This is a genomic window from Flavobacterium phycosphaerae, from assembly GCF_010119235.1.
GTDB lineage: Bacteria > Bacteroidota > Bacteroidia > Flavobacteriales > Flavobacteriaceae > Flavobacterium > Flavobacterium phycosphaerae.
The window spans coordinates 2,165,228-2,183,050 of sequence record NZ_JAAATZ010000001.1 but is presented as its reverse complement, the minus strand read 5'-3'; the positions used below and the strand labels follow the sequence as shown (position 1 = coordinate 2,183,050).

Below are 17,823 nucleotides of genomic sequence, written 5' to 3'. Positions count from 1 at the left end.
CCAACTTTATGAAAAGAGTATTTTTTCTGTTTTTATTGCTTACCTCTTTAGCTAATGCACAAGAAATAGCTTTATTAAAATACAATGGCGGCGGCGATTGGTATGCCAATCCGACTTCATTACCCAATTTGATTAAATACGCCAATCAAACCATAAACACCAACATCAAGGCAAAACCGGCGACTGTTGAACCGGGAAGTCCTGAAATTTTTTCTTATCCGTTTGTACACATGACCGGTCATGGCAATGTGGTTTTTAGCGATGCTGAAATTATAAATTTGAGAAATTATTTGCTCTCCGGCGGGTTTCTGCATGCTGATGACAATTACGGCATGGACCAATACATTCGCAGAGAAATTAAACGCATTTTTCCGAACAATGATTTAGTTGAAATCCCGGGCAATCATCCTATTTTTCAAAAACCCAATGTCTTTGCTAACGGGTTGCCTAAAATTCACGAACATGACGGCAAACGTCCGCAGGCTTTTGGTATTTTTATTGACAATCGTCTGGTATTGCTATATACTTTTGAATGCGATTTAGGAGATGGCTGGGAAGATCCCGAAGTACATAACGACCCTAAAGAAGTGCGCGAAAAAGCCTTGAAAATGGGCGCTAACATCCTGAATTATATTTTCAAAAACTAAAATGTTGTAGTTTTTCCCTTTCTTAAAAAACCCGAGCTTTCGTTAAGCAGTAAAATTTGATGCTGTTCATCGATTTGTTGAAAAGATGTTTTACATTTTTGTCAAGTTGTTTCAATATTCCTTAAAATTGTATCAACCATTTAACCATAAATTTAAATTAAAATGAAAAAAATCTGTTTATCATTAGCAGCTATGTTAGTGTTGTTTTCTTGTCAAAAAGAAGACAATGCCGCCAGCACTGAAGCCAAAACACTGAAAAGAGCTTGTGCTTCTCAGGAAGTATTAGAAAGACAATTGCGTGAAAACCCTGAATTGGCAGCCAAAATGAGCCAAATTGAAGCCTTTACCGAGAATGCTATGCTACATCATGAAAGACTGGTTAACGGCAAAATCGAAATTCCGGTAGTAGTGAATGTACTTTACAGAACAGCTGCAGAGAACATATCGCTAACACAAATCCAATCGCAAATTGATGTTTTGAATAAAGATTTTAACGCGCTTAACACAGACTACAATCAAGTTCCTGCTTTATTTTCAGGAGTAAAAGCGAATGTGGGCATTTCATTTGTACTAGACCAAGTCATTAGAAAATCTACTTCAAAATCATCTTGGGGAACCCGAGATGCTATCAAAAAAACCAAACAAGGAGGATTAGATCCAACCAGCCCAACTACGAAATTAAATCTTTGGGTAGGAACCATTGGAGGAGGAATTTTAGGATATGCTCAATTCCCTGGAGGTTCTTCAGCCACTGATGGTGTGGTTATTGACCCATTGTATTTTGGTGTGACCAGCAACACAGGCTCCGCTTACCCATACAATTTAGGAAGAACAGCTACACACGAGGTGGGACACTGGTTAAATTTACGTCACATTTGGGGCGATGCAACTTGCGGTAACGACTTAGTGGCCGATACTCCATCTCACAATGCCGCTAATTATGGTGTTCCGACCTATCCTCACTACAGCACTTGTACAGGAACTCCGGTTGAAATGACTATGAATTATATGGATTATACTGATGACCGAGGAATGTACATGTTCTCATTAGGACAAAAAGCCAGAATAGATGCTATCTTCACTTCAGGCGGACCTAGAGTATCTTTTGCACAGCCATAATATTTATTTTATATTTTTGTTTAAAACTCGCTACTTTGTGGCGGGTTTTTTTTATACTTGTTACCACCAAAAATCTATTTGCAATGCAAACAACAGCTTTGTTGACAAAAGAAATTCAAGATTTTATCACACAACATGTTGAAGCGGATGTGGCTGTTTTGGCTTTGCAGAAAAACAAGTTTCCCAATGCAGATTGGACTGCTATTTTAAACCAAATAGCAGCAAAACAAAAAGCAAAAACTAAATTACCTACTTGGTTTACTACAGAACATATTCTATATCCGTCAAAAATATCAGTTGAGCAAACTTCATCTGAGAAAACGGCAGCCTACAAAGCAGGATTGGTTTCAGGCCAAAAGTTGATTGATTTAACCGGTGGTTTTGGCGTTGATGATTTTTATTTTGCTAAAAAAATAGCCCAAGTCATTCATTGTGAAATCAACGAAGAGCTTTCTGCTCTGGTAGCGCATAATTTTGAAAAGCTTCAAGTCCGAAACATCCAGTGTATTGCCAAGGACAGTTCGACTGTTTTAAAAGATTTAGCGCAACCCTTTGATTGGATTTACATTGACCCTTCAAGGCGAAACGAACAGAAAGGCAAGGTTTTTATGCTGAAAGACTGTTTGCCCAATGTTCCTGAAATGCTCGATTTTTATTGGGGGTTTGCGTCCAACATCATGATAAAAACAGCGCCCATTTTGGACATCACGGCCGGATTATCGGAGCTGAAAAACGTTAGAGAAATTCACGTGGTGGCTGTTGACAATGAAGTCAAAGAGTTACTTTGGATTTTAGAAAAAGACTATTCACAGTCAATAAAAATGGTAACGGTTAATTTAGTAAAAGAAAAAACGGAGACTTTCGCTTTTGAACTGAATTCCACTGAAAAAACAGTTGGCTATCATTTGCCGAAAAAATATTTATACGAACCGAATGCCACTATCATGAAATCAGGTGGTTTCGATGAGATTCCAGCAGCATTCAGAGTTGAAAAACTACACCGGCATTCGCATTTGTATACTTCAGAGCGTTTGATCGAATTCCCGGGAAGAACTTTTGAAATCGAGCATTGTATTCCGTACCACAAAACGGATATGAAGCAATTACTAGAAAACAAAAAAGCCAATATTACCGCTAGAAACTTTCCGGATTCAGTGGAAACCATTCGCAAAAAATGGAAAATTAAAGACGGTGGCTCGCTGTATTGTTTTTTTACAACCGATGCAACTAATACCAAAATAGTTTTACTTTGCAGCAAAATTGAATAACCCTATGAAGAAGCTTTTATTATGCTTATTGCTCCTACTTACCGGAGCTGCTTTTGCCCAAAAACCATGCGAAATTGACACCAATGTCAGCGATAGTTTAGGCACCTATAAATCAACCAAACAGCAACTGATTTTTGAAAGAAGTTTTGCCGGTAACGTAACTAACATATTCTTTGCTTTATCGAGCAGCAATGGTATTTTAGCGGTGGAAGCTCAATTTTTACAGAAGAGTAATGAGTTTATTAAAGCCAATTGTTTTGATGCCGGTAGTAAAATTTATCTGCAACTTAACAATGGTAAAATTGTCACTCTATTATATTCGGGGAATGACACTTGCGGGACTTTGATTCGGGATGATAAAAATGGGAATAACCGAATTATGGGGGGAACGTTTTTATTTTCTAAAGAGAACTTTGAAGATTTAAAAACCTCTCCGGTAACGTTCATGAGAGTAAAATTTGCAGGTGAAACCATTGATTATCCGTTTAAAACAGAATTTATTTCCGAATTAGACAAAATCAAATACCAGCCCGAAAATTACTTTATTAATTATTTAAAGTGTTTGGAAAACTAGTGGTCGCATTTCCATTTTAAATTTGACACCTCATCTTTCGAACTATTGTTTAAATTGTAATGCCACCATTCGGAATCAAAGGATTTGAAGTTGTGTTGCAACATGATTTCCTTTAAAAATTTCCGATTGTTTAAAATTTCTTCGGACAGCTTTTGATAGTTATGGCCGGCTTCTTCGCCAAAAAAATCAAATTTGGTGCCCATATTCAATTCCACACCAAGCGAATCAACGAGGGAAATATCCACTGCTCCGCCTTTATTATGAATGGAACCTTTCTTAGGATTGGCTACATAATTGGCATCGGGAACAATTTTCCACATCTTCTTTTGAATGTCGCGCGGGCGGTAGCAATCGTATAACTTAATGCGATATCCTTTTTCTAAAAATGCCTTATTAGCTTCTAAAAGTGATTTAATCGTTTTTACTTTAAGGAAACACTCGTCACACGGATAGACTTTTTCTTTGAGAAAATTATCGGCCGTGGCATATTTCATATCAAAGACAAAATCGTTGCTGTAGTTTTTCAGATTGACAAAAGCATTCTCATCCGATTCTTGGGTAATATCCAATAATACAGGGGATTTCTTGGAATCAAGATAAGTAGATTTGCAGGAAAGAACAGTAGACACCATAATAACCAACACTATACTTTTACAAGCCTTATATACTTTACTCCAGCTCATATCAAATCTAGAACAGATTATATCCTAAAGTTAGAGAATAATTTTTAAAATTTGTATCCCAACCCTTATCTTCCATCAGATTTCTTTTAGTCATGCTATTAATTGCCAAACTGAATTTATTATTGAAATTAAAACCAATACCATAGTGGAAATTGAAAGGATAATTAAAATTACCATAAACATCCTGAAACTGATCCATTTTAAAGTCTGACTTTAACGGAATTGCAAATTGTGGTCCAAGGTTAATAAATAGTTTTGATTTATCATTTAGCGAAAAATAATACCTCACGCCAAGAGGAATTTCAATAGTTTGATATTCAAAAACAACTTTACCAAAGCTTCTTGTTAGTTCATCCTTGTATGTTATCGTATAAGCATCAACAAAAATAGACCAGCTCTTATTACTAACAGGAAGTATCATTTCAAATTCAACCTCATATCTTAAATCTGTAGCGTCCTTAAATTTAAAATCTCCTATGTAACTATTATGAGAATTGGCAGAAAATGATGATTTTTGAATACCTGCTTTTACATATAAATTATAATCCACTTTCCCTTTAAATACTTTTTTATTACTGTTTGCCTGATTTTTATCTAAGCCATTATACTTTATAAAGAAAGCTATTAAACTCGAACTTTTATATTCCAAATTGGCAATGTCACTTTCGGTTACAGTCCCATTTTTTAACGAATTAAAAAGCTGTTGCTTGTAATTGTTATTCGTTAAAATCTCATTATAAAATTTAAATTCTTTATATTCAAGCTGAATTGGCAACTTATTATCATACGAAAAGAAAAATTTCAACCTACCATCCTGAAAGTATGAATATAAGGTGGCATTACCTGTAATTATTTCTTTCAGATAAACCGTTTTCCTCTCATAAATAAAATTTCTATCATCAGTCAAAACTTTTGCTTGAGACTTTGAAATATCAACATCAAATCTTTTAAAACTATACTCATTTTCAGCACCTACTTCTTTAACCTCTAAAATGGTTGCTTTTTTAATTATATCCGATTCAGTTAATTTATATTCAATTTCGTCAGGGTTTGAATCCCAATTCGCATTATTAATCAGGCATTCTGTTCTTTTTCCTCCGTTATCAATAAAATAACCTTTAACAAAATTCTTTTGAGCAAAAAGTTGGAAAGAAAAAAATAACAATAGTAGTCCGAAATATTTTTTCATAATGGTTTAGGTTTATATCTATGCAATTTAAAAATAAAAACTAAACCTACAAATATTATTTAAACCTCATCACTGGTAAACGTTATAAAACTTTTCTTTTTATACGGGCGGATAATCAAACGTCCTTCGCGGTCAAACCGAATGTAATTGTAAACCCAATTTAAGAACACTACGGCTTTATTTTTAAACCCGATAAGAGAAAACAAATGCACAAACATCCAAACAAACCAAGCAAAAACACCGCTGAAATGATAGTGTGGCAAATCGACTACCGCCAAATTTCGGCCAATGGTAGCCATAGATCCTTTGTCTTTGTATTTAAAAGGAATCATCATTCTTCCGTTTAATAGTTTGACCAAATTATCCCCTAATAATTTCCCTTGTTGCAGGGCCGGTTGCGCCATCATGGGGTGTCCTTGCGGGTATTCGGCGGTTTCCATGGAAGCAATATCGCCAATAGCAAAAATGTTCTCAAAGCCTTTCACTTGATTGAATTCATTTACCCTAATACGAGCTACTTTATCAACCAAGCTACTTGCCGGTAATCCGAAAACAACAGCCCCTTGTACTCCGGCTGTCCAGATAACGGTTGCGGTTTCAAAGGTTAAATCAGAATTAGTGGTAATAGTTCTTCCGTCATAATTGGTCACACGAACGTTTTTCCAAATTTTAACTCCTAAATCCAGCAAAAACTTTTCGGCTTCTTGTGAAGACTTCTCACTCATGGTATTGAGGACTCGGTCGTTGCTTTGAATCAAATTGATTTGCATTTTGGAAATATCCAAATCCGGATAGTCTTTTTGCAGTATAGCTTTTTTCATTTCGGCCAAAGCTCCGGCGAGTTCTACTCCTGTTGGCCCCGCTCCTACCAAAACAAAATTGGTCAAAGCATTGCTTTCGTTCATCTCTTTGGTTAAGACCGCTTGCTCAAAATTCTCCAAAATCAAACTGCGAATGTTGAGCGATTGCGGAATGGTTTTCATTGACATCGAGTTGCGCTCAATTTCCTTGTTACCAAAATAGTTGGTTTTAGAACCAGTGGCCATGACTAAGTAATCATAATATAAATCGCCAATTTCAGAAATGATTTTTTGATTAACCGTATCAATTTCTTTTACAGAAGTTAATCGAAAGTAAAAATCTTTGTATTCCTGAATGACTTTACGAATAGGATAAGCTATTGAACCTGCCTCCAATCCGCCGGTGGCCACTTGGTATAATAAAGGTTGAAAAGTGTGGTAATTGTGTTTGTCTATCAACACCACTTGAACATTTTTGTTCCTAAGCTTTTTGGCTAATGCAATACCGGCAAAACCACCTCCTAAAATAACGATACGTTTTTTGCTTGATTGAGGTATGTTCATGATATTGTATATTACTTATTTATTCTTTCGGAAAAGCAACTTCACCTTGCCAATTCATAAAACCACCCTCCAAGTTGTAAGTGTGTTCAAAACCCATTTGGCTCATAATATTACAAGCTTGAGCGCTGCGGCTTCCGGCACGGCAATACACATAATAATTTTTGGTTTTATCTAAAGCATCTACTTCATAAATAAACCCTTGCCCTTTATAAATATCAATATTAATCGAATCAGGGATAATCCCTTCATTGCATTCGTCTTCTGTTCTAACGTCAAGAATGATCGCATTGGAATCAGCTGCTAATTGTGAAGTCCAGTCGTGTTGTGATAAATTCATAGTGTTTCTTTTGGAGTAACAAATATAATCGATTTACCCTTTTAAATACCAATAAGAAAATGGCAATCTTAAAGGGCTTTTAAAACATTAACAAAAAAATAACATAACATTTGTATATACAAATATAAAATGTTTTACATTTGTACCTACAAATATTGTAATGGTAATTATGAAAATCGAAGCAATAATAAAATCGACCGTAGCTATGGATGATGCTAAGAAAGTTATCTTGAATATTATCTATACACAAAATGTGATTAGTGACAAGTTTAGCGAAATTCTAAAGCCTTATGATTTATCAACGGAACAATATAATGTTTTAAGAATTCTTCGCGGTCAAAAAGGATGTCCAGCAAATATGTGCATCATTCAGGAGCGCATGCTGGCTAAAAACAGTAACACTACCCGACTCATTGATAAATTACTGCTGAAAGACTTTGTTACCCGAGAAGTATGCCCTGACAACAGACGAAAAATTGAAGTATTGATTACTCAAAAAGGATTGGATGTGTTAGCTGAACTTGATCCAAAAGTAAATGAGCACGAGCAGTTTTTTGCGGCCAATTTAAACCCAGAAGAATTAAAACAATTGAATACCTTATTAGAAAAATACAGAACCTTTTAATTAAATAACTATATGAGCAATTTTATAAAAAACGCCAACTGGCGTTATGCCACCAAAAAATTTGATACCACTAAAAAAGTATCGAATGAAGATTTAGAAACACTAAAAGAAGCTATCCGCTTAAGTGCTTCATCGTACGGTTTACAACCTTACAAAGTAATTTTAGTCGAAAACCCTGAAATTAGAGCTCAATTACAGCCTGCCGCTTGGGGACAATCTCAAATTGTTGATGCTTCTCATTTGTTAGTATTTGCCAACATTACTGATTTTGGCGACAAGCAAATAGACACTTATATCAACAATGTTGCTACAACAAGAGGGTTGCCTACTGATGCTTTACAAGGGTATAGTGATTTTATGAAATCTAAAATCTCTACTTTACCTTTAGAAAACAGAAATATCTGGACGGCTAAACAAACCTACATCGCATTAAGTAATTTGCTGAATGCTGCTGCAGAACTTAACATTGATGTTACACCAATGGAAGGCTTCGAACCGGCTAAATTCAATGAAATACTCGGACTTGACGCTTTAGGATTAAATGCCTCTTTAGTCGCAACCATTGGGTACCGCCATTCAGAAGATGACACTCAAAACTATGTTAAAGTGCGCAAATCAAACGAAGAATTATTTATAAATTTATAATCAATAACTAAAAACAATTAAAAAAATGAAAAACTTAAAAACAATTGCCATTGCCTTACTAGTAGCTTTCGGAACGACAGTAGCTACTGCACAAACTAAAAAAATAAACACTGAAAGAAGTACTATCAACTGGGTGGGTAAAAAAGTAACCGGTGAACACAGTGGTACAGTAAACTTCAAAGAAGGAATGTTAATTTTCAAAAGTGGCAAAGTTGCCGGTGGAAATTTCACAGTAGACATGACTTCTTTGACTTCAACTGACTTATCAGGTGAATGGAAAGATAAATTAGACGGGCACTTAAAATCAGAAGATTTCTTTGGAACTGAAAAAAATCCAACTTCTACATTAAAATTCACTAAAATCGCAGCCAAAACTAATGGAGTATACACTGTAACAGCTGATTTAACTATAAAAGGCATCACTAATCCGATAACTTTTGACTTAGCAACTAAAGGAAATACAGCCACAACAACATTGAAAATCAACAGAACTAAATACGGAATTAAATACGGTTCAGGTAGTTTTTTTGATAACCTTGGTGACAAAACCATCAATGATGATTTCGATTTAACCGTTGCCTTACAATACTAATTACAAAGAACAATTGCTATGAAAACAGAAACCTCGAAAAGAAATTTTCGGGGTTTTTTATTTTTTTGTTTGTTAATTAAAAACACTTAGCTACATTTGTTTCATATAAAAAGAAAATGAATACAATTTTAAACAATACTTGGTGGTGGAACAATTTACGTCAAACGTCGTGAAGCGGTCTACTATAGGTATATTTAAAATCAAAATATCAAAAAGGGCTTGTCAATCACGACAAGCCTTTTTTTTATGTAAAAAACTCAGCTTATGAAAACCTTTCCATTACAAACACACTTCAAGCAAATTCTAGCCGATACTATTACGCCGGTGAGCATTTACTTGAAAATCAGAGATAAATTCCCGAACAGCATTTTGCTTGAAAGCAGCGATTATCACACATCAGACAACAGTTTTTCCTATATCTGCTGCAATCCTATAGCTTCCATCCAAATAGAAAACGATAGCATTATCAAAACTTTCCCTGATGGCACTGTTAAAGAAACCATTATCACATCGGAAACTAATGTTCCTAAAGAAATTGAAAGCTTCGCCTCGCGATTCCAACCCGAGAAAACCAATTTTAAGTTCATCAACAACGGCCTTTTTGGCTATATGAGTTACGATGCTGTACACTATTTTGAAAAAATTGAAATCTGCAAAAAACAAAACAACTTGGCTATTCCGGAACTTTTTTATGCGATTTACCAAAATATCATTGCCATAAATCATTTCAAAAACGAAGCCTATATCTTTTGCCACAGCATTGACAACAGGAATAACATTACGGAAATGGAGCAGTTACTACAAACCAAAACCTTTGCGAGTTATAGTTTTTCCAAAGAAGGAACGGTAGTTTCCAATTTGACTGATGATGAATTTAAAACCAATGTAGTCCTGGCTAAAAAACACTGCCAACGAGGAGATGTATTTCAGCTGGTTTTGTCACGACGATTTTCACAAGCCTTTAAAGGGGATGAATTCAATGTATATAGAGCTTTGCGTAATATCAATCCGTCTCCTTATTTGTTCTTTTTTGATTATGGCAGTTTCAAAATTTTTGGCTCTTCTCCCGAAGCACAGTTGGTTATCAAAAATCATCATGCCGAAATTTACCCGATTGCCGGCACTTTCAAACGAACAGGAAATGATGAACAAGATGCCGAATTAGCCAAAAAACTCTCTGAAGACCAAAAGGAAAACAGCGAGCATGTGATGTTAGTCGATTTGGCTCGAAATGATTTAAGTCGAAATTGTACCGAAGTGAAAGTCGAAAAGTATAAAGAAGTCCAATTCTTTTCACACGTCATTCATTTGGTTTCCAAAGTCACCGGAAAATTAAACGGTAGTGCAATGCAATTGGTTGCCAACACCTTCCCTGCCGGAACTTTAAGTGGGGCTCCGAAGCACAAAGCTATGCAATTAATAGATAATATTGAAAATACTAACCGAACCTTTTACGGAGGCGCCATAGGTTTCATGGACTTCGAAGGCAACTTTAATCATGCGATTATGATTCGAACTTTTTTAAGCAAAAATCATCAGTTACATTACCAAGCCGGTGCCGGAATCGTGGAAAGTTCAACCGAAGAAAACGAAATGCAGGAAGTCTATAATAAATTAGGCGCCCTGAATAAAGCATTAGAATTAGCTGAAACTATTTAAATTTACACTATGAAAATAGCCGTTATCGACAACTACGACAGTTTTACCTACAACTTGGTTCACTATTTAGAGGATTTGGATGCTGAAGTAACCGTATTCAGAAACGATGAATTGGAGTTAACCGAGTTAGAAAAATTTGACAAAATCCTATTATCACCGGGCCCCGGAATTCCTGATGAAGCCGGATTGTTGAAAGCCATTATTGTTCAATACGCCAGCAGTAAAAGTATTTTGGGAGTTTGTTTGGGGCAGCAAGCCATCGGAGAAGTGTTTGGAGGACAGCTAATCAACTTAGACAAAGTATTTCATGGTGTCGCTACAAAAGTAGCGCCAACGGTTACTGATGAAACTTTATTCTACAATTTACCCAACGAATTTGAAGTCGGGCGCTACCATTCATGGGTAGTCAATTCGGAAGGATTTCCGGAAGTTTTAGAAATTACCTCGGTAGATGAAACCGGGCAAATCATGTCTTTACGTCACAAAACACTTGATATCAAAGGCGTACAATTCCATCCCGAAAGTGTCCTCACGCCCCACGGAAAAACTATTTTAAAAAACTGGCTTACCTCTTAGTTTACTGTCTGCTCAACGTCGACGGTAAACTTTTACGCTGTCGATTTTCGGCAGTACACTAAAACTAAGTATCATGAAAACCATTTTAAACCGATTAATCAATCACGAAACCCTGACTAAAGAAGAAGCCAAAGCCGTTTTGGTTACTATCTCTTCCGGGCAATTCAATCCCAGTCAAATAGCATCATTCCTCACGGTATATATGATGCGAAACATCACTATTGAAGAACTTTCCGGTTTTCGCGAAGCCCTTTTAGAACTTTGCATTCCCATCGATTTTTCTGCTTACAACACTATCGATTTATGCGGAACCGGTGGCGATGGTAAAGACACTTTTAATATTTCAACATTAGCCTCGTTTGTAACGGCCGGTGCCGGAATACATGTCGCCAAACACGGCAACTATGGTGTTTCTTCTATATCCGGTTCGAGCAATGTGATGGAAACTTTGGGCGTAAAATTCAGCAATGACAAAGATTTTTTAATCAAATGTCTGGAAGAAGCCAACATTGCCATACTCCACGCACCGCTCTTTCATCCTGCTATGAAAAATGTAGGTCCAATTCGAAAAGAACTGGGTGTTAAAACTTTTTTCAACATGCTGGGGCCTATGGTAAATCCCTCCTTTCCGAAGAACCAGTTAGTTGGTGTTTTTAGTTTGGAGTTGGCACGGATGTATGCCTATTTATACCAAAATACCGAAGTAAACTATTCTATTCTGCATGCTTTAGACGGTTATGATGAAATATCCTTGACCGCAGATGCCAAAATCATTACTAAATCTTCGGAAAGTATTGTTAAGGCCTCTGATTTCAACCTTTCCAAATTGCACTCTAAAGATATTAAAGGCGGAAGCACCATAGAAGAATCGGCAGCGCTATTTATGAAAATCATTTCCGGCAATGGCTCCGAAGCACAGCAAAATGTAGTTTGTGCCAATGCCGCTTTAGCTATTGCAACGGTAGAAAATAGCTCTATTTTAAATGCTTTTGCAAAAGCCAAAGAAAGTCTACAATCAGGAAAAGCATTAGAAAAATTACAAAAACTACAACAAATCAGTCAAGCATCATGAATATTTTAGATCAAATTATAGCCAGCAAAAAACGGGAAGTGGATTTGAAGAAAAGTGTGATTTCCATAAATCAATGGGAAAACGCCGATTTATTCAACGCAAAAACCATTTCCCTGAGCAAATCGATTATCAATTCGCCTTTCGGAATTATTGCCGAACACAAGCGCCGTTCACCTTCTAAAGCCACAATAAACCTTGGCTTATCCGTAGAAGATGTCGTCAAAGGTTATGAAAATGCGGGTGCCAGCGGTATTTCAGTATTAACTGACAATCACTATTTTGGCGGTTCTTTAGACGATTTAGTTTTGGCCAGAGCTGCCGTCAGAACACCACTTTTACGAAAGGAATTCATCATTGATGAGTATCAGATAATGGAAGCAAAAGCCAACGGTGCCGATGCAATTTTACTGATAGCTGTTGTTTTGACTCGAGACGAAATCAAATCACTTTCAGCGTTTGCTCATTCCATTGCATTAGAAGTTGTGTTGGAAGTTCATAATCAAGAGGAACTAGAAAAAAGTATTATGCCAAGCCTTGATATCATTGGTGTGAACAACAGAAATCTAAAAACATTTGAAGTGAGTTTGTTGAACAGCGTGGATTTAGTCACGCAAATTCCGGAAGATTTTGTCAAGATTTCCGAAAGCGGATTAAGTAATACAGATGATCTTAAACTATTGAAAAGCATAGGATATCAAGGGTTTCTTATTGGAGAAAACTTTATGAAAACGGATAATCCCGGAGCAAGTTTAGAAGAATTCATCAATCAACTCAAAATATAATGGCACCCAAAATTAAAATATGCGGAATGAAATTCCATGAAAACATAGCGGAAACAGCAGCGTTGTCACCGGATTATTTGGGCTTTATTTTCTATGATAAATCAGCGAGGTATTTTGAAAATGATATTCCTTCTATGGCTACTTCAATTCAAAAAACGGGTGTTTTTGTCAATGCCTCTTTTGACGAAATAGCAGCAAAAGTAAAACAGCACAAATTAGATTTAGTACAATTACACGGAGAAGAAAGCCCTGAATTCTGTCAAACAATCGAAGAGAAATTAGTTAAAGTCATCAAAACGTTTAACATTAATAAACAATTTAATTTTAGACATTTAGAAAATTATTTCAATTTCTGTTCCTTTTATTTATTTGACACAAAAGGCAACCAATACGGCGGTAACGGAATTGCTTTCGATTGGACGCTTTTAGAAAACTATCATCTTCCCAAACCTTATTTCCTAAGTGGCGGCATTGGGCCAGAAAAACTAAAGGAATTGCAATTGTTTTTACAAAATGACACTGCTAAAAATTGTCACGCCATCGACCTCAACAGCAAGTTTGAAACTAAACCCGGATGGAAAAACCAGGAAACCTTAAAAACATTTATTCAAAATTTAAAACAACAGCTATGAATTCAAAATACAATGTCAACGAAAATGGCTTTTACGGCAACTTTGGCGGCTCTTTCATTCCGGAAATGCTTTACCCGAATGTAGAGGCTTTGCGACAATGCTACTTGACAATCTCATCTGAACCTTCGTTTCAAAACGAATTTAAAGCACTTTTAAAGGATTATGTCGGCCGACCGACGCCATTATATTTTGCCAGGCGTCTATCGAAGCAATTCAAGACTAAAATCTATTTGAAGCGGGAAGATCTGTGTCATACGGGAGCACACAAAATAAACAACACTATCGGACAAATCCTTTTGGCTAAAAGACTTGGCAAAACCCGAATCATAGCCGAAACCGGCGCCGGGCAACATGGTGTAGCTACTGCCACCGTCTGCGCGCTTATGGGACTACAATGCATAGTTTACATGGGAGAAGTAGATATGGAACGCCAAGCTCCTAACGTGGCTCGCATGAAAATGCTTGGCGCCGAAGTTCGTCCAGCAAGCTCAGGTTCTAAAACGCTCAAAGACGCTACCAATGAAGCTATTCGCGACTGGATTAGCCATCCCGAAAACACTTTTTACATCATTGGCTCAGTGGTTGGTCCACATCCTTATCCTGATATGGTCGCGCGATTTCAAAGTGTGATTTCGGAGGAAATTAAGAGTCAATTACTCGAAAAAGAAAAGCGTGACAATCCCGATTACATTATCGCTTGTGTTGGAGGAGGAAGCAATGCCGCCGGGGCTTTCTATCATTTTTTGGATAACCAAAACGTAAAACTAATTGCTGTAGAAGCGGCCGGAAAAGGAATAACTTCAGGAGAAAGCGCTGCTACTTCTGTCTTGGGCAAAATTGGAATCATCCACGGAAGTAAAACATTACTAATGCAAACCGATGACGGTCAAATTACAGAACCCTACTCTATTTCTGCGGGATTGGATTATCCCGGTGTAGGTCCGATGCATGCCAATTTACACCAAACCCAAAGAGCCGAATTTATGGCTATTACTGACGATGAAGCTATGCAATTCGGAATTGAATTAGCCCAAACCGAAGGCATCATTCCCGCTATAGAAAGTGCACATGCTTTTGCTGTTTTGAAACATAAAAAATTCCAACCAAACGATATTGTTGTCATCAATTTATCAGGTCGTGGCGACAAAGATTTAACCACTTACACTAATTATTTTAATTTGTAAAAATGAATCGAATCCAACATAAAGTATCAGAAAACAAAAAATACTATCTATTTATTTTTCAGCAGGTTTTCCTAATTTAAACGACACTAATAGTTTAATAAAAAAATTAACTGAAAACGAGGTTGACATGATAGAAATCGGACTGCCTTTTAGCGACCCATTGGCTGACGGACCGACCATACAAGCAAGTTCTACTCAAGCACTCAAAAACGGGATGACAACCGCAATTCTTTTCGAACAATTAAAAGACATCCGACAAACCGTTTCTATCCCGTTACTCATTATGGGTTATTTCAATCCGATGTTGCAATTTGGAATGGAAAACTTTCTAAAGAAATGCGCAGCAACAGGCATTGACGGCTTAATCATTCCTGATTTACCGATAGAAGTTTACTTATCTGAGTACAAAGAACTGTTTGAGAACTATGGTATTTCGTTAATTTTCATGATAACACCACAAACCCCTGAAGAAAGAATCAGACTGATTGATGCCAACTCAACGGCTTTTATATATATGGTCAGCAGTGCTGGCGTAACCGGAAGCAAAGCAAATTTTGATGAAAATCAAGTAGCTTATTTCAAAAGAATCGCCGCTATGAATTTGAAAAATCCACAACTAATCGGCTTCGGAATCAGCAACAAAACTACATTTCAGCAAGCAACAAAACACCAAAAAGGAGTCATTATAGGCAGCAGTTTTATTCAATTCATCACCAACAACCCAATTTCTTCTATTCATAATTTTATTCAAAATATACTTTAAGTATATAAATTTAAACAAATGAAAAACAAAAACATAAATATTAACTATAGGATTTATCTATGATGCCTTTTTGGATTAAATAAATGTTAAAATTAATTTAAACAAACGTTTAATTTAAACAAACGTTTAACTTTGCACTCGATTTAATTCAAAACGATTATGACTGAACTTAATGAAAAGCAAATTGAAATCCTTCAGGTAGCGGAACAACTTTTCGCTGAAGAAGGTTTTGATGGAACTTCGGTTAGGGATATTGCTAAAAAAGCCAATGTCAATATTGCAATGATATCCTATTACTTCGGTTCAAAAGAAAAAATGTTGGAAGCTTTAGTGCTTAATAGGATTTCTGATATGCGACTGCAACTGGAAAGTCTTTATAACGAAAACATCCCTCCTTTTGCTAAGGTGGACAAGATGGTTGAACTTTACATCAGCCGTATCAACAAAAACAAATGCATTTATCAAATTCTCCACTTTGAGTTTTCTACCAAAAAAAGAGAACTAAATTTTGACGGTTTTACCGAAATGAAGAAAAACAACCTAGAAACCTTTAAGAACATTATCAAAGAAGGACAAGATTCGGGCGAATTTCAAAAAGACATCAATGTTGACCTGCTCCCTCCGATTATCATGGGAACTTATTTTCAGTTTCACATGAACAAACCTTTATACTTAAAGATTCTGAATTTGAATACGGAAGAAGCCTACAATCATTACATCGCCACTACACTAACACAACACATTCAAAAAACCATTAAAGCCCTACTTGTATATGAAAATAAATAAAATGGTTCTCCTCGCCTTTCTGCTTTTGGCTTATACCAAAAACCAAGCGCAAGAAAAAAAACTGCTCACTTTGAAAGAAGCAGTACAAATAGCGGTAACCAACAGTGATGCAGCTACTCTTGCCAAAACCAAAGTAGAAACCTCTAAACTGGAATTAGACAATACCAAAAACAATCGCTATCCCAGCGTTAAGGCTTCGGGACAATACCTGCGATTGTCAAGTGCTCATGTTGATTCTAATTTGCAATCAAACAGCAGCTCTTCATCCGAATCTTCAGCTCCGTTGAAAATCGATCAGCTGATGTTGGGTCAGGTTAATGTAGCTATGCCACTTTTTAACGGGTTTAAACTAAAGAACAGCATCAAGGAGTCTGAAAGTATGTATAAAGCCGAAACCTTCTCGGAGAAGCATTCTAAAGAGCAAATCGGATTGGAAGTGGTAGAATTGTTTGCCAATCTTTACAAAGCACAACAAATGACCACGCTCATCGAAGACAATTTGAAAACCGCCGAGCAGCGAGTAAAAGACTTTACCGCCATGGAAGAAAACGGATTGATTGCCCGCAACGATTTGTTGAAAGCGCAACTGCAACAATCAAACGTACAGTTGTCTTTGGATAATGCGAAGAAAAATACTGCCATTGCCAATTACAAATTGAATACTCTTTTAAAACTTCCTGAAAACACTGAAGTTGCCATTGATATTGAAGCGGTAAAAAGAGATATGCAAAGTAATCAGGTTATCACAACACTAGGAGAAAGAAACGATTTAAAATCGTTGGAACTAAAAAAATCAGCAGCCGAAAGCGCAATCAAAATTGCCAAAGGAAATTATTATCCTTCGCTATCCTTAACCGGTGGTTATATTGCTTTCGATTTGAATAATGTGCTTACCGTTACCAATGCGATGAACGTGGGTATTGGCGTTTCTTATGATTTATCCAATATCTTCAAAAACAGTAAACAGGTAAAATTGGCTCAAAGCAAAGCTAAAGAAACTCAGGTAGAAGTCAGTTTAATGACCGAACAAATCAAAGAAGAGACTTTCCAAGCGCAACAAAATTATAACCTGTCACTGAAACAAAGTTTGGTGTATGACAAAGCTGTAGAACAAGCTTCAGAAAACTATCGCATCGTAAAAGACAAATACGATAACAGTCTGTCGGATACAAATGATTTACTGGAAGCCGATTACCAACAGTTACAGGCCAAAATCAATCAAGCACTTTCCAAAGCCGATGTGGCTCAGAAATATTATGAATTGCAATTCGCCTCAGGAAAACTAACCTCATCTTTAAACATCAATCAAAACTAAAATTTTCAAAA

General features: G+C 36.4%; 19 protein-coding genes and 1 pseudogene. 16 read left to right on the top strand and 4 right to left on the bottom strand.

Annotated elements, in window-relative coordinates; genetic code table 11:
* Positions 1 to 8: 8 nt before the first annotated feature.
* The 4 genes from GUU89_RS09685 (at position 9) to GUU89_RS09670 (ending at position 3,608) form a co-directional block, all read left to right on the top strand.
* Positions 9 to 647 carry a DUF4159 domain-containing protein gene (locus GUU89_RS09685; protein ID WP_162127720.1) on the top strand — a complete coding sequence of 213 codons (639 nt, stop codon included), beginning with the start codon at positions 9 to 11 and terminating at the stop codon, positions 645 to 647.
* Positions 648 to 809: 162 nt separating this feature from the next.
* The gene (locus GUU89_RS09680) at positions 810 to 1,766 is read left to right on the top strand and encodes a zinc metalloprotease (protein WP_162127719.1); all 957 of its coding nucleotides are present in this window, start codon (positions 810 to 812) and stop codon (positions 1,764 to 1,766) included.
* Positions 1,767 to 1,849: 83 nt separating this feature from the next.
* Positions 1,850 to 3,034 carry a class I SAM-dependent methyltransferase gene (locus GUU89_RS09675; RefSeq protein ID WP_162127718.1) on the top strand — a complete coding sequence of 395 codons (1,185 nt, stop codon included), beginning with the start codon at positions 1,850 to 1,852 and terminating at the stop codon, positions 3,032 to 3,034.
* A gap of 4 nt (positions 3,035 to 3,038) precedes the next feature.
* Positions 3,039 to 3,608, top strand: coding sequence for a hypothetical protein (locus tag GUU89_RS09670; protein WP_162127717.1), 570 nt, complete (start codon positions 3,039 to 3,041; stop codon positions 3,606 to 3,608).
* On the opposite strand, the gene GUU89_RS09665 is transcribed toward GUU89_RS09670, so the two are convergent.
* Genes GUU89_RS09665 through GUU89_RS09650 form a run of 4 tightly spaced genes read right to left on the bottom strand, consistent with a single transcriptional unit; the run spans position 3,605 to position 7,181 of the window.
* Positions 3,605 to 4,291, bottom strand: coding sequence for a M15 family metallopeptidase (locus GUU89_RS09665; RefSeq protein WP_235922018.1), 687 nt, complete (start codon positions 4,289 to 4,291; stop codon positions 3,605 to 3,607). The two genes, GUU89_RS09670 and GUU89_RS09665, sit on opposite strands and share 4 nt — an antisense overlap.
* A 7-nt stretch (positions 4,292 to 4,298) precedes the next feature.
* The gene (locus GUU89_RS09660) at positions 4,299 to 5,480 is read right to left on the bottom strand and encodes a PorT family protein (RefSeq protein ID WP_162127716.1); all 1,182 of its coding nucleotides are present in this window, start codon (positions 5,478 to 5,480) and stop codon (positions 4,299 to 4,301) included.
* 59 nt (positions 5,481 to 5,539) lie between these two features.
* Positions 5,540 to 6,844 carry an NAD(P)/FAD-dependent oxidoreductase gene (locus GUU89_RS09655; protein WP_202924444.1) on the bottom strand — a complete coding sequence of 435 codons (1,305 nt, stop codon included), beginning with the start codon at positions 6,842 to 6,844 and terminating at the stop codon, positions 5,540 to 5,542.
* 19 nt (positions 6,845 to 6,863) lie between these two features.
* On the bottom strand, positions 6,864 to 7,181 hold the full coding sequence (locus GUU89_RS09650; protein ID WP_162127715.1) for a rhodanese-like domain-containing protein: 318 nt from the start codon (positions 7,179 to 7,181) through the stop codon (positions 6,864 to 6,866).
* A 169-nt stretch (positions 7,182 to 7,350) separates the two neighbouring features.
* Here GUU89_RS09650 and GUU89_RS09645 point away from each other — a divergent pair, with 169 nt between their 5' ends.
* The 12 genes and pseudogenes from GUU89_RS09645 (at position 7,351) to GUU89_RS09590 (ending at position 17,812) form a co-directional block, all read left to right on the top strand.
* Complete coding sequence (locus GUU89_RS09645) at positions 7,351 to 7,806, top strand: MarR family winged helix-turn-helix transcriptional regulator (protein ID WP_162127714.1); 456 nt, start codon at positions 7,351 to 7,353, stop codon at positions 7,804 to 7,806.
* Between the two features lie 12 nt (positions 7,807 to 7,818).
* Positions 7,819 to 8,451, top strand: a complete 633-nt coding sequence (locus tag GUU89_RS09640; protein WP_162127713.1) for an NAD(P)H-dependent oxidoreductase — start codon at positions 7,819 to 7,821, stop codon at positions 8,449 to 8,451.
* 25 nt (positions 8,452 to 8,476) lie between these two features.
* Positions 8,477 to 9,043, top strand: a complete 567-nt coding sequence (locus tag GUU89_RS09635; protein WP_162127712.1) for a YceI family protein — start codon at positions 8,477 to 8,479, stop codon at positions 9,041 to 9,043.
* Between the two features lie 264 nt (positions 9,044 to 9,307).
* Positions 9,308 to 10,702, top strand: a complete 1,395-nt coding sequence (locus tag GUU89_RS09630) for an anthranilate synthase component I family protein (protein ID WP_162127711.1) — start codon at positions 9,308 to 9,310, stop codon at positions 10,700 to 10,702.
* Between the two features lie 9 nt (positions 10,703 to 10,711).
* A complete protein-coding gene (locus GUU89_RS09625) occupies positions 10,712 to 11,278 on the top strand; it encodes an anthranilate synthase component II (RefSeq protein WP_162127710.1) in 567 nt (188 codons plus the stop codon).
* A gap of 73 nt (positions 11,279 to 11,351) precedes the next feature.
* Complete coding sequence (trpD, locus tag GUU89_RS09620; protein WP_162127709.1) at positions 11,352 to 12,350, top strand: anthranilate phosphoribosyltransferase; 999 nt, start codon at positions 11,352 to 11,354, stop codon at positions 12,348 to 12,350.
* Complete coding sequence (trpC, locus tag GUU89_RS09615) at positions 12,347 to 13,132, top strand: indole-3-glycerol phosphate synthase TrpC (protein WP_162127708.1); 786 nt, start codon at positions 12,347 to 12,349, stop codon at positions 13,130 to 13,132. Before trpD ends, trpC begins: the two co-directional genes overlap by 4 nt.
* 26 nt (positions 13,133 to 13,158) lie before the next feature.
* Positions 13,159 to 13,764 carry a phosphoribosylanthranilate isomerase gene (locus tag GUU89_RS09610; protein ID WP_235922017.1) on the top strand — a complete coding sequence of 202 codons (606 nt, stop codon included), beginning with the start codon at positions 13,159 to 13,161 and terminating at the stop codon, positions 13,762 to 13,764.
* Entirely contained in the window at positions 13,761 to 14,948 is a 1,188-nt protein-coding gene (trpB, locus tag GUU89_RS09605; protein ID WP_162127706.1) for a tryptophan synthase subunit beta, read from the top strand. Before GUU89_RS09610 ends, trpB begins: the two co-directional genes overlap by 4 nt.
* Positions 14,949 to 14,950: 2 nt before the next feature.
* Positions 14,951 to 15,711, top strand: a pseudogene (gene trpA / locus GUU89_RS09600) (tryptophan synthase subunit alpha).
* Between the two features lie 159 nt (positions 15,712 to 15,870).
* On the top strand, positions 15,871 to 16,497 hold the full coding sequence (locus GUU89_RS09595) for a TetR/AcrR family transcriptional regulator (protein WP_162127705.1): 627 nt from the start codon (positions 15,871 to 15,873) through the stop codon (positions 16,495 to 16,497).
* 1 nt (position 16,498) lies between these two features.
* Entirely contained in the window at positions 16,499 to 17,812 is a 1,314-nt protein-coding gene (locus GUU89_RS09590; protein WP_235922015.1) for a TolC family protein, read from the top strand.
* Positions 17,813 to 17,823: the final 11 nt, after the last annotated feature.

Coding starts and splice junctions, on each gene's coding strand:
- trpB (WP_162127706.1), top strand. CDS start 13,761: ATGAATTCAAAATACAATGTCAACGAAAATGGCTTTTACGGCAACTTT.
- trpC (WP_162127708.1), top strand. CDS start 12,347: ATGAATATTTTAGATCAAATTATAGCCAGCAAAAAACGGGAAGTGGAT.
- GUU89_RS09630 (WP_162127711.1), top strand. CDS start 9,308: ATGAAAACCTTTCCATTACAAACACACTTCAAGCAAATTCTAGCCGAT.
- trpD (WP_162127709.1), top strand. CDS start 11,352: ATGAAAACCATTTTAAACCGATTAATCAATCACGAAACCCTGACTAAA.
- GUU89_RS09655 (WP_202924444.1), bottom strand. CDS start 6,844: ATGAACATACCTCAATCAAGCAAAAAACGTATCGTTATTTTAGGAGGT.
- GUU89_RS09675 (WP_162127718.1), top strand. CDS start 1,850: ATGCAAACAACAGCTTTGTTGACAAAAGAAATTCAAGATTTTATCACA.
- GUU89_RS09640 (WP_162127713.1), top strand. CDS start 7,819: ATGAGCAATTTTATAAAAAACGCCAACTGGCGTTATGCCACCAAAAAA.
- GUU89_RS09590 (WP_235922015.1), top strand. CDS start 16,499: ATGGTTCTCCTCGCCTTTCTGCTTTTGGCTTATACCAAAAACCAAGCG.
- GUU89_RS09685 (WP_162127720.1), top strand. CDS start 9: ATGAAAAGAGTATTTTTTCTGTTTTTATTGCTTACCTCTTTAGCTAAT.
- GUU89_RS09595 (WP_162127705.1), top strand. CDS start 15,871: ATGACTGAACTTAATGAAAAGCAAATTGAAATCCTTCAGGTAGCGGAA.
- GUU89_RS09680 (WP_162127719.1), top strand. CDS start 810: ATGAAAAAAATCTGTTTATCATTAGCAGCTATGTTAGTGTTGTTTTCT.
- GUU89_RS09610 (WP_235922017.1), top strand. CDS start 13,159: ATGAAATTCCATGAAAACATAGCGGAAACAGCAGCGTTGTCACCGGAT.
- GUU89_RS09670 (WP_162127717.1), top strand. CDS start 3,039: ATGAAGAAGCTTTTATTATGCTTATTGCTCCTACTTACCGGAGCTGCT.
- GUU89_RS09635 (WP_162127712.1), top strand. CDS start 8,477: ATGAAAAACTTAAAAACAATTGCCATTGCCTTACTAGTAGCTTTCGGA.
- GUU89_RS09660 (WP_162127716.1), bottom strand. CDS start 5,480: ATGAAAAAATATTTCGGACTACTATTGTTATTTTTTTCTTTCCAACTT.
- GUU89_RS09665 (WP_235922018.1), bottom strand. CDS start 4,291: ATGAGCTGGAGTAAAGTATATAAGGCTTGTAAAAGTATAGTGTTGGTT.
- GUU89_RS09645 (WP_162127714.1), top strand. CDS start 7,351: ATGAAAATCGAAGCAATAATAAAATCGACCGTAGCTATGGATGATGCT.
- GUU89_RS09625 (WP_162127710.1), top strand. CDS start 10,712: ATGAAAATAGCCGTTATCGACAACTACGACAGTTTTACCTACAACTTG.
- GUU89_RS09650 (WP_162127715.1), bottom strand. CDS start 7,181: ATGAATTTATCACAACACGACTGGACTTCACAATTAGCAGCTGATTCC.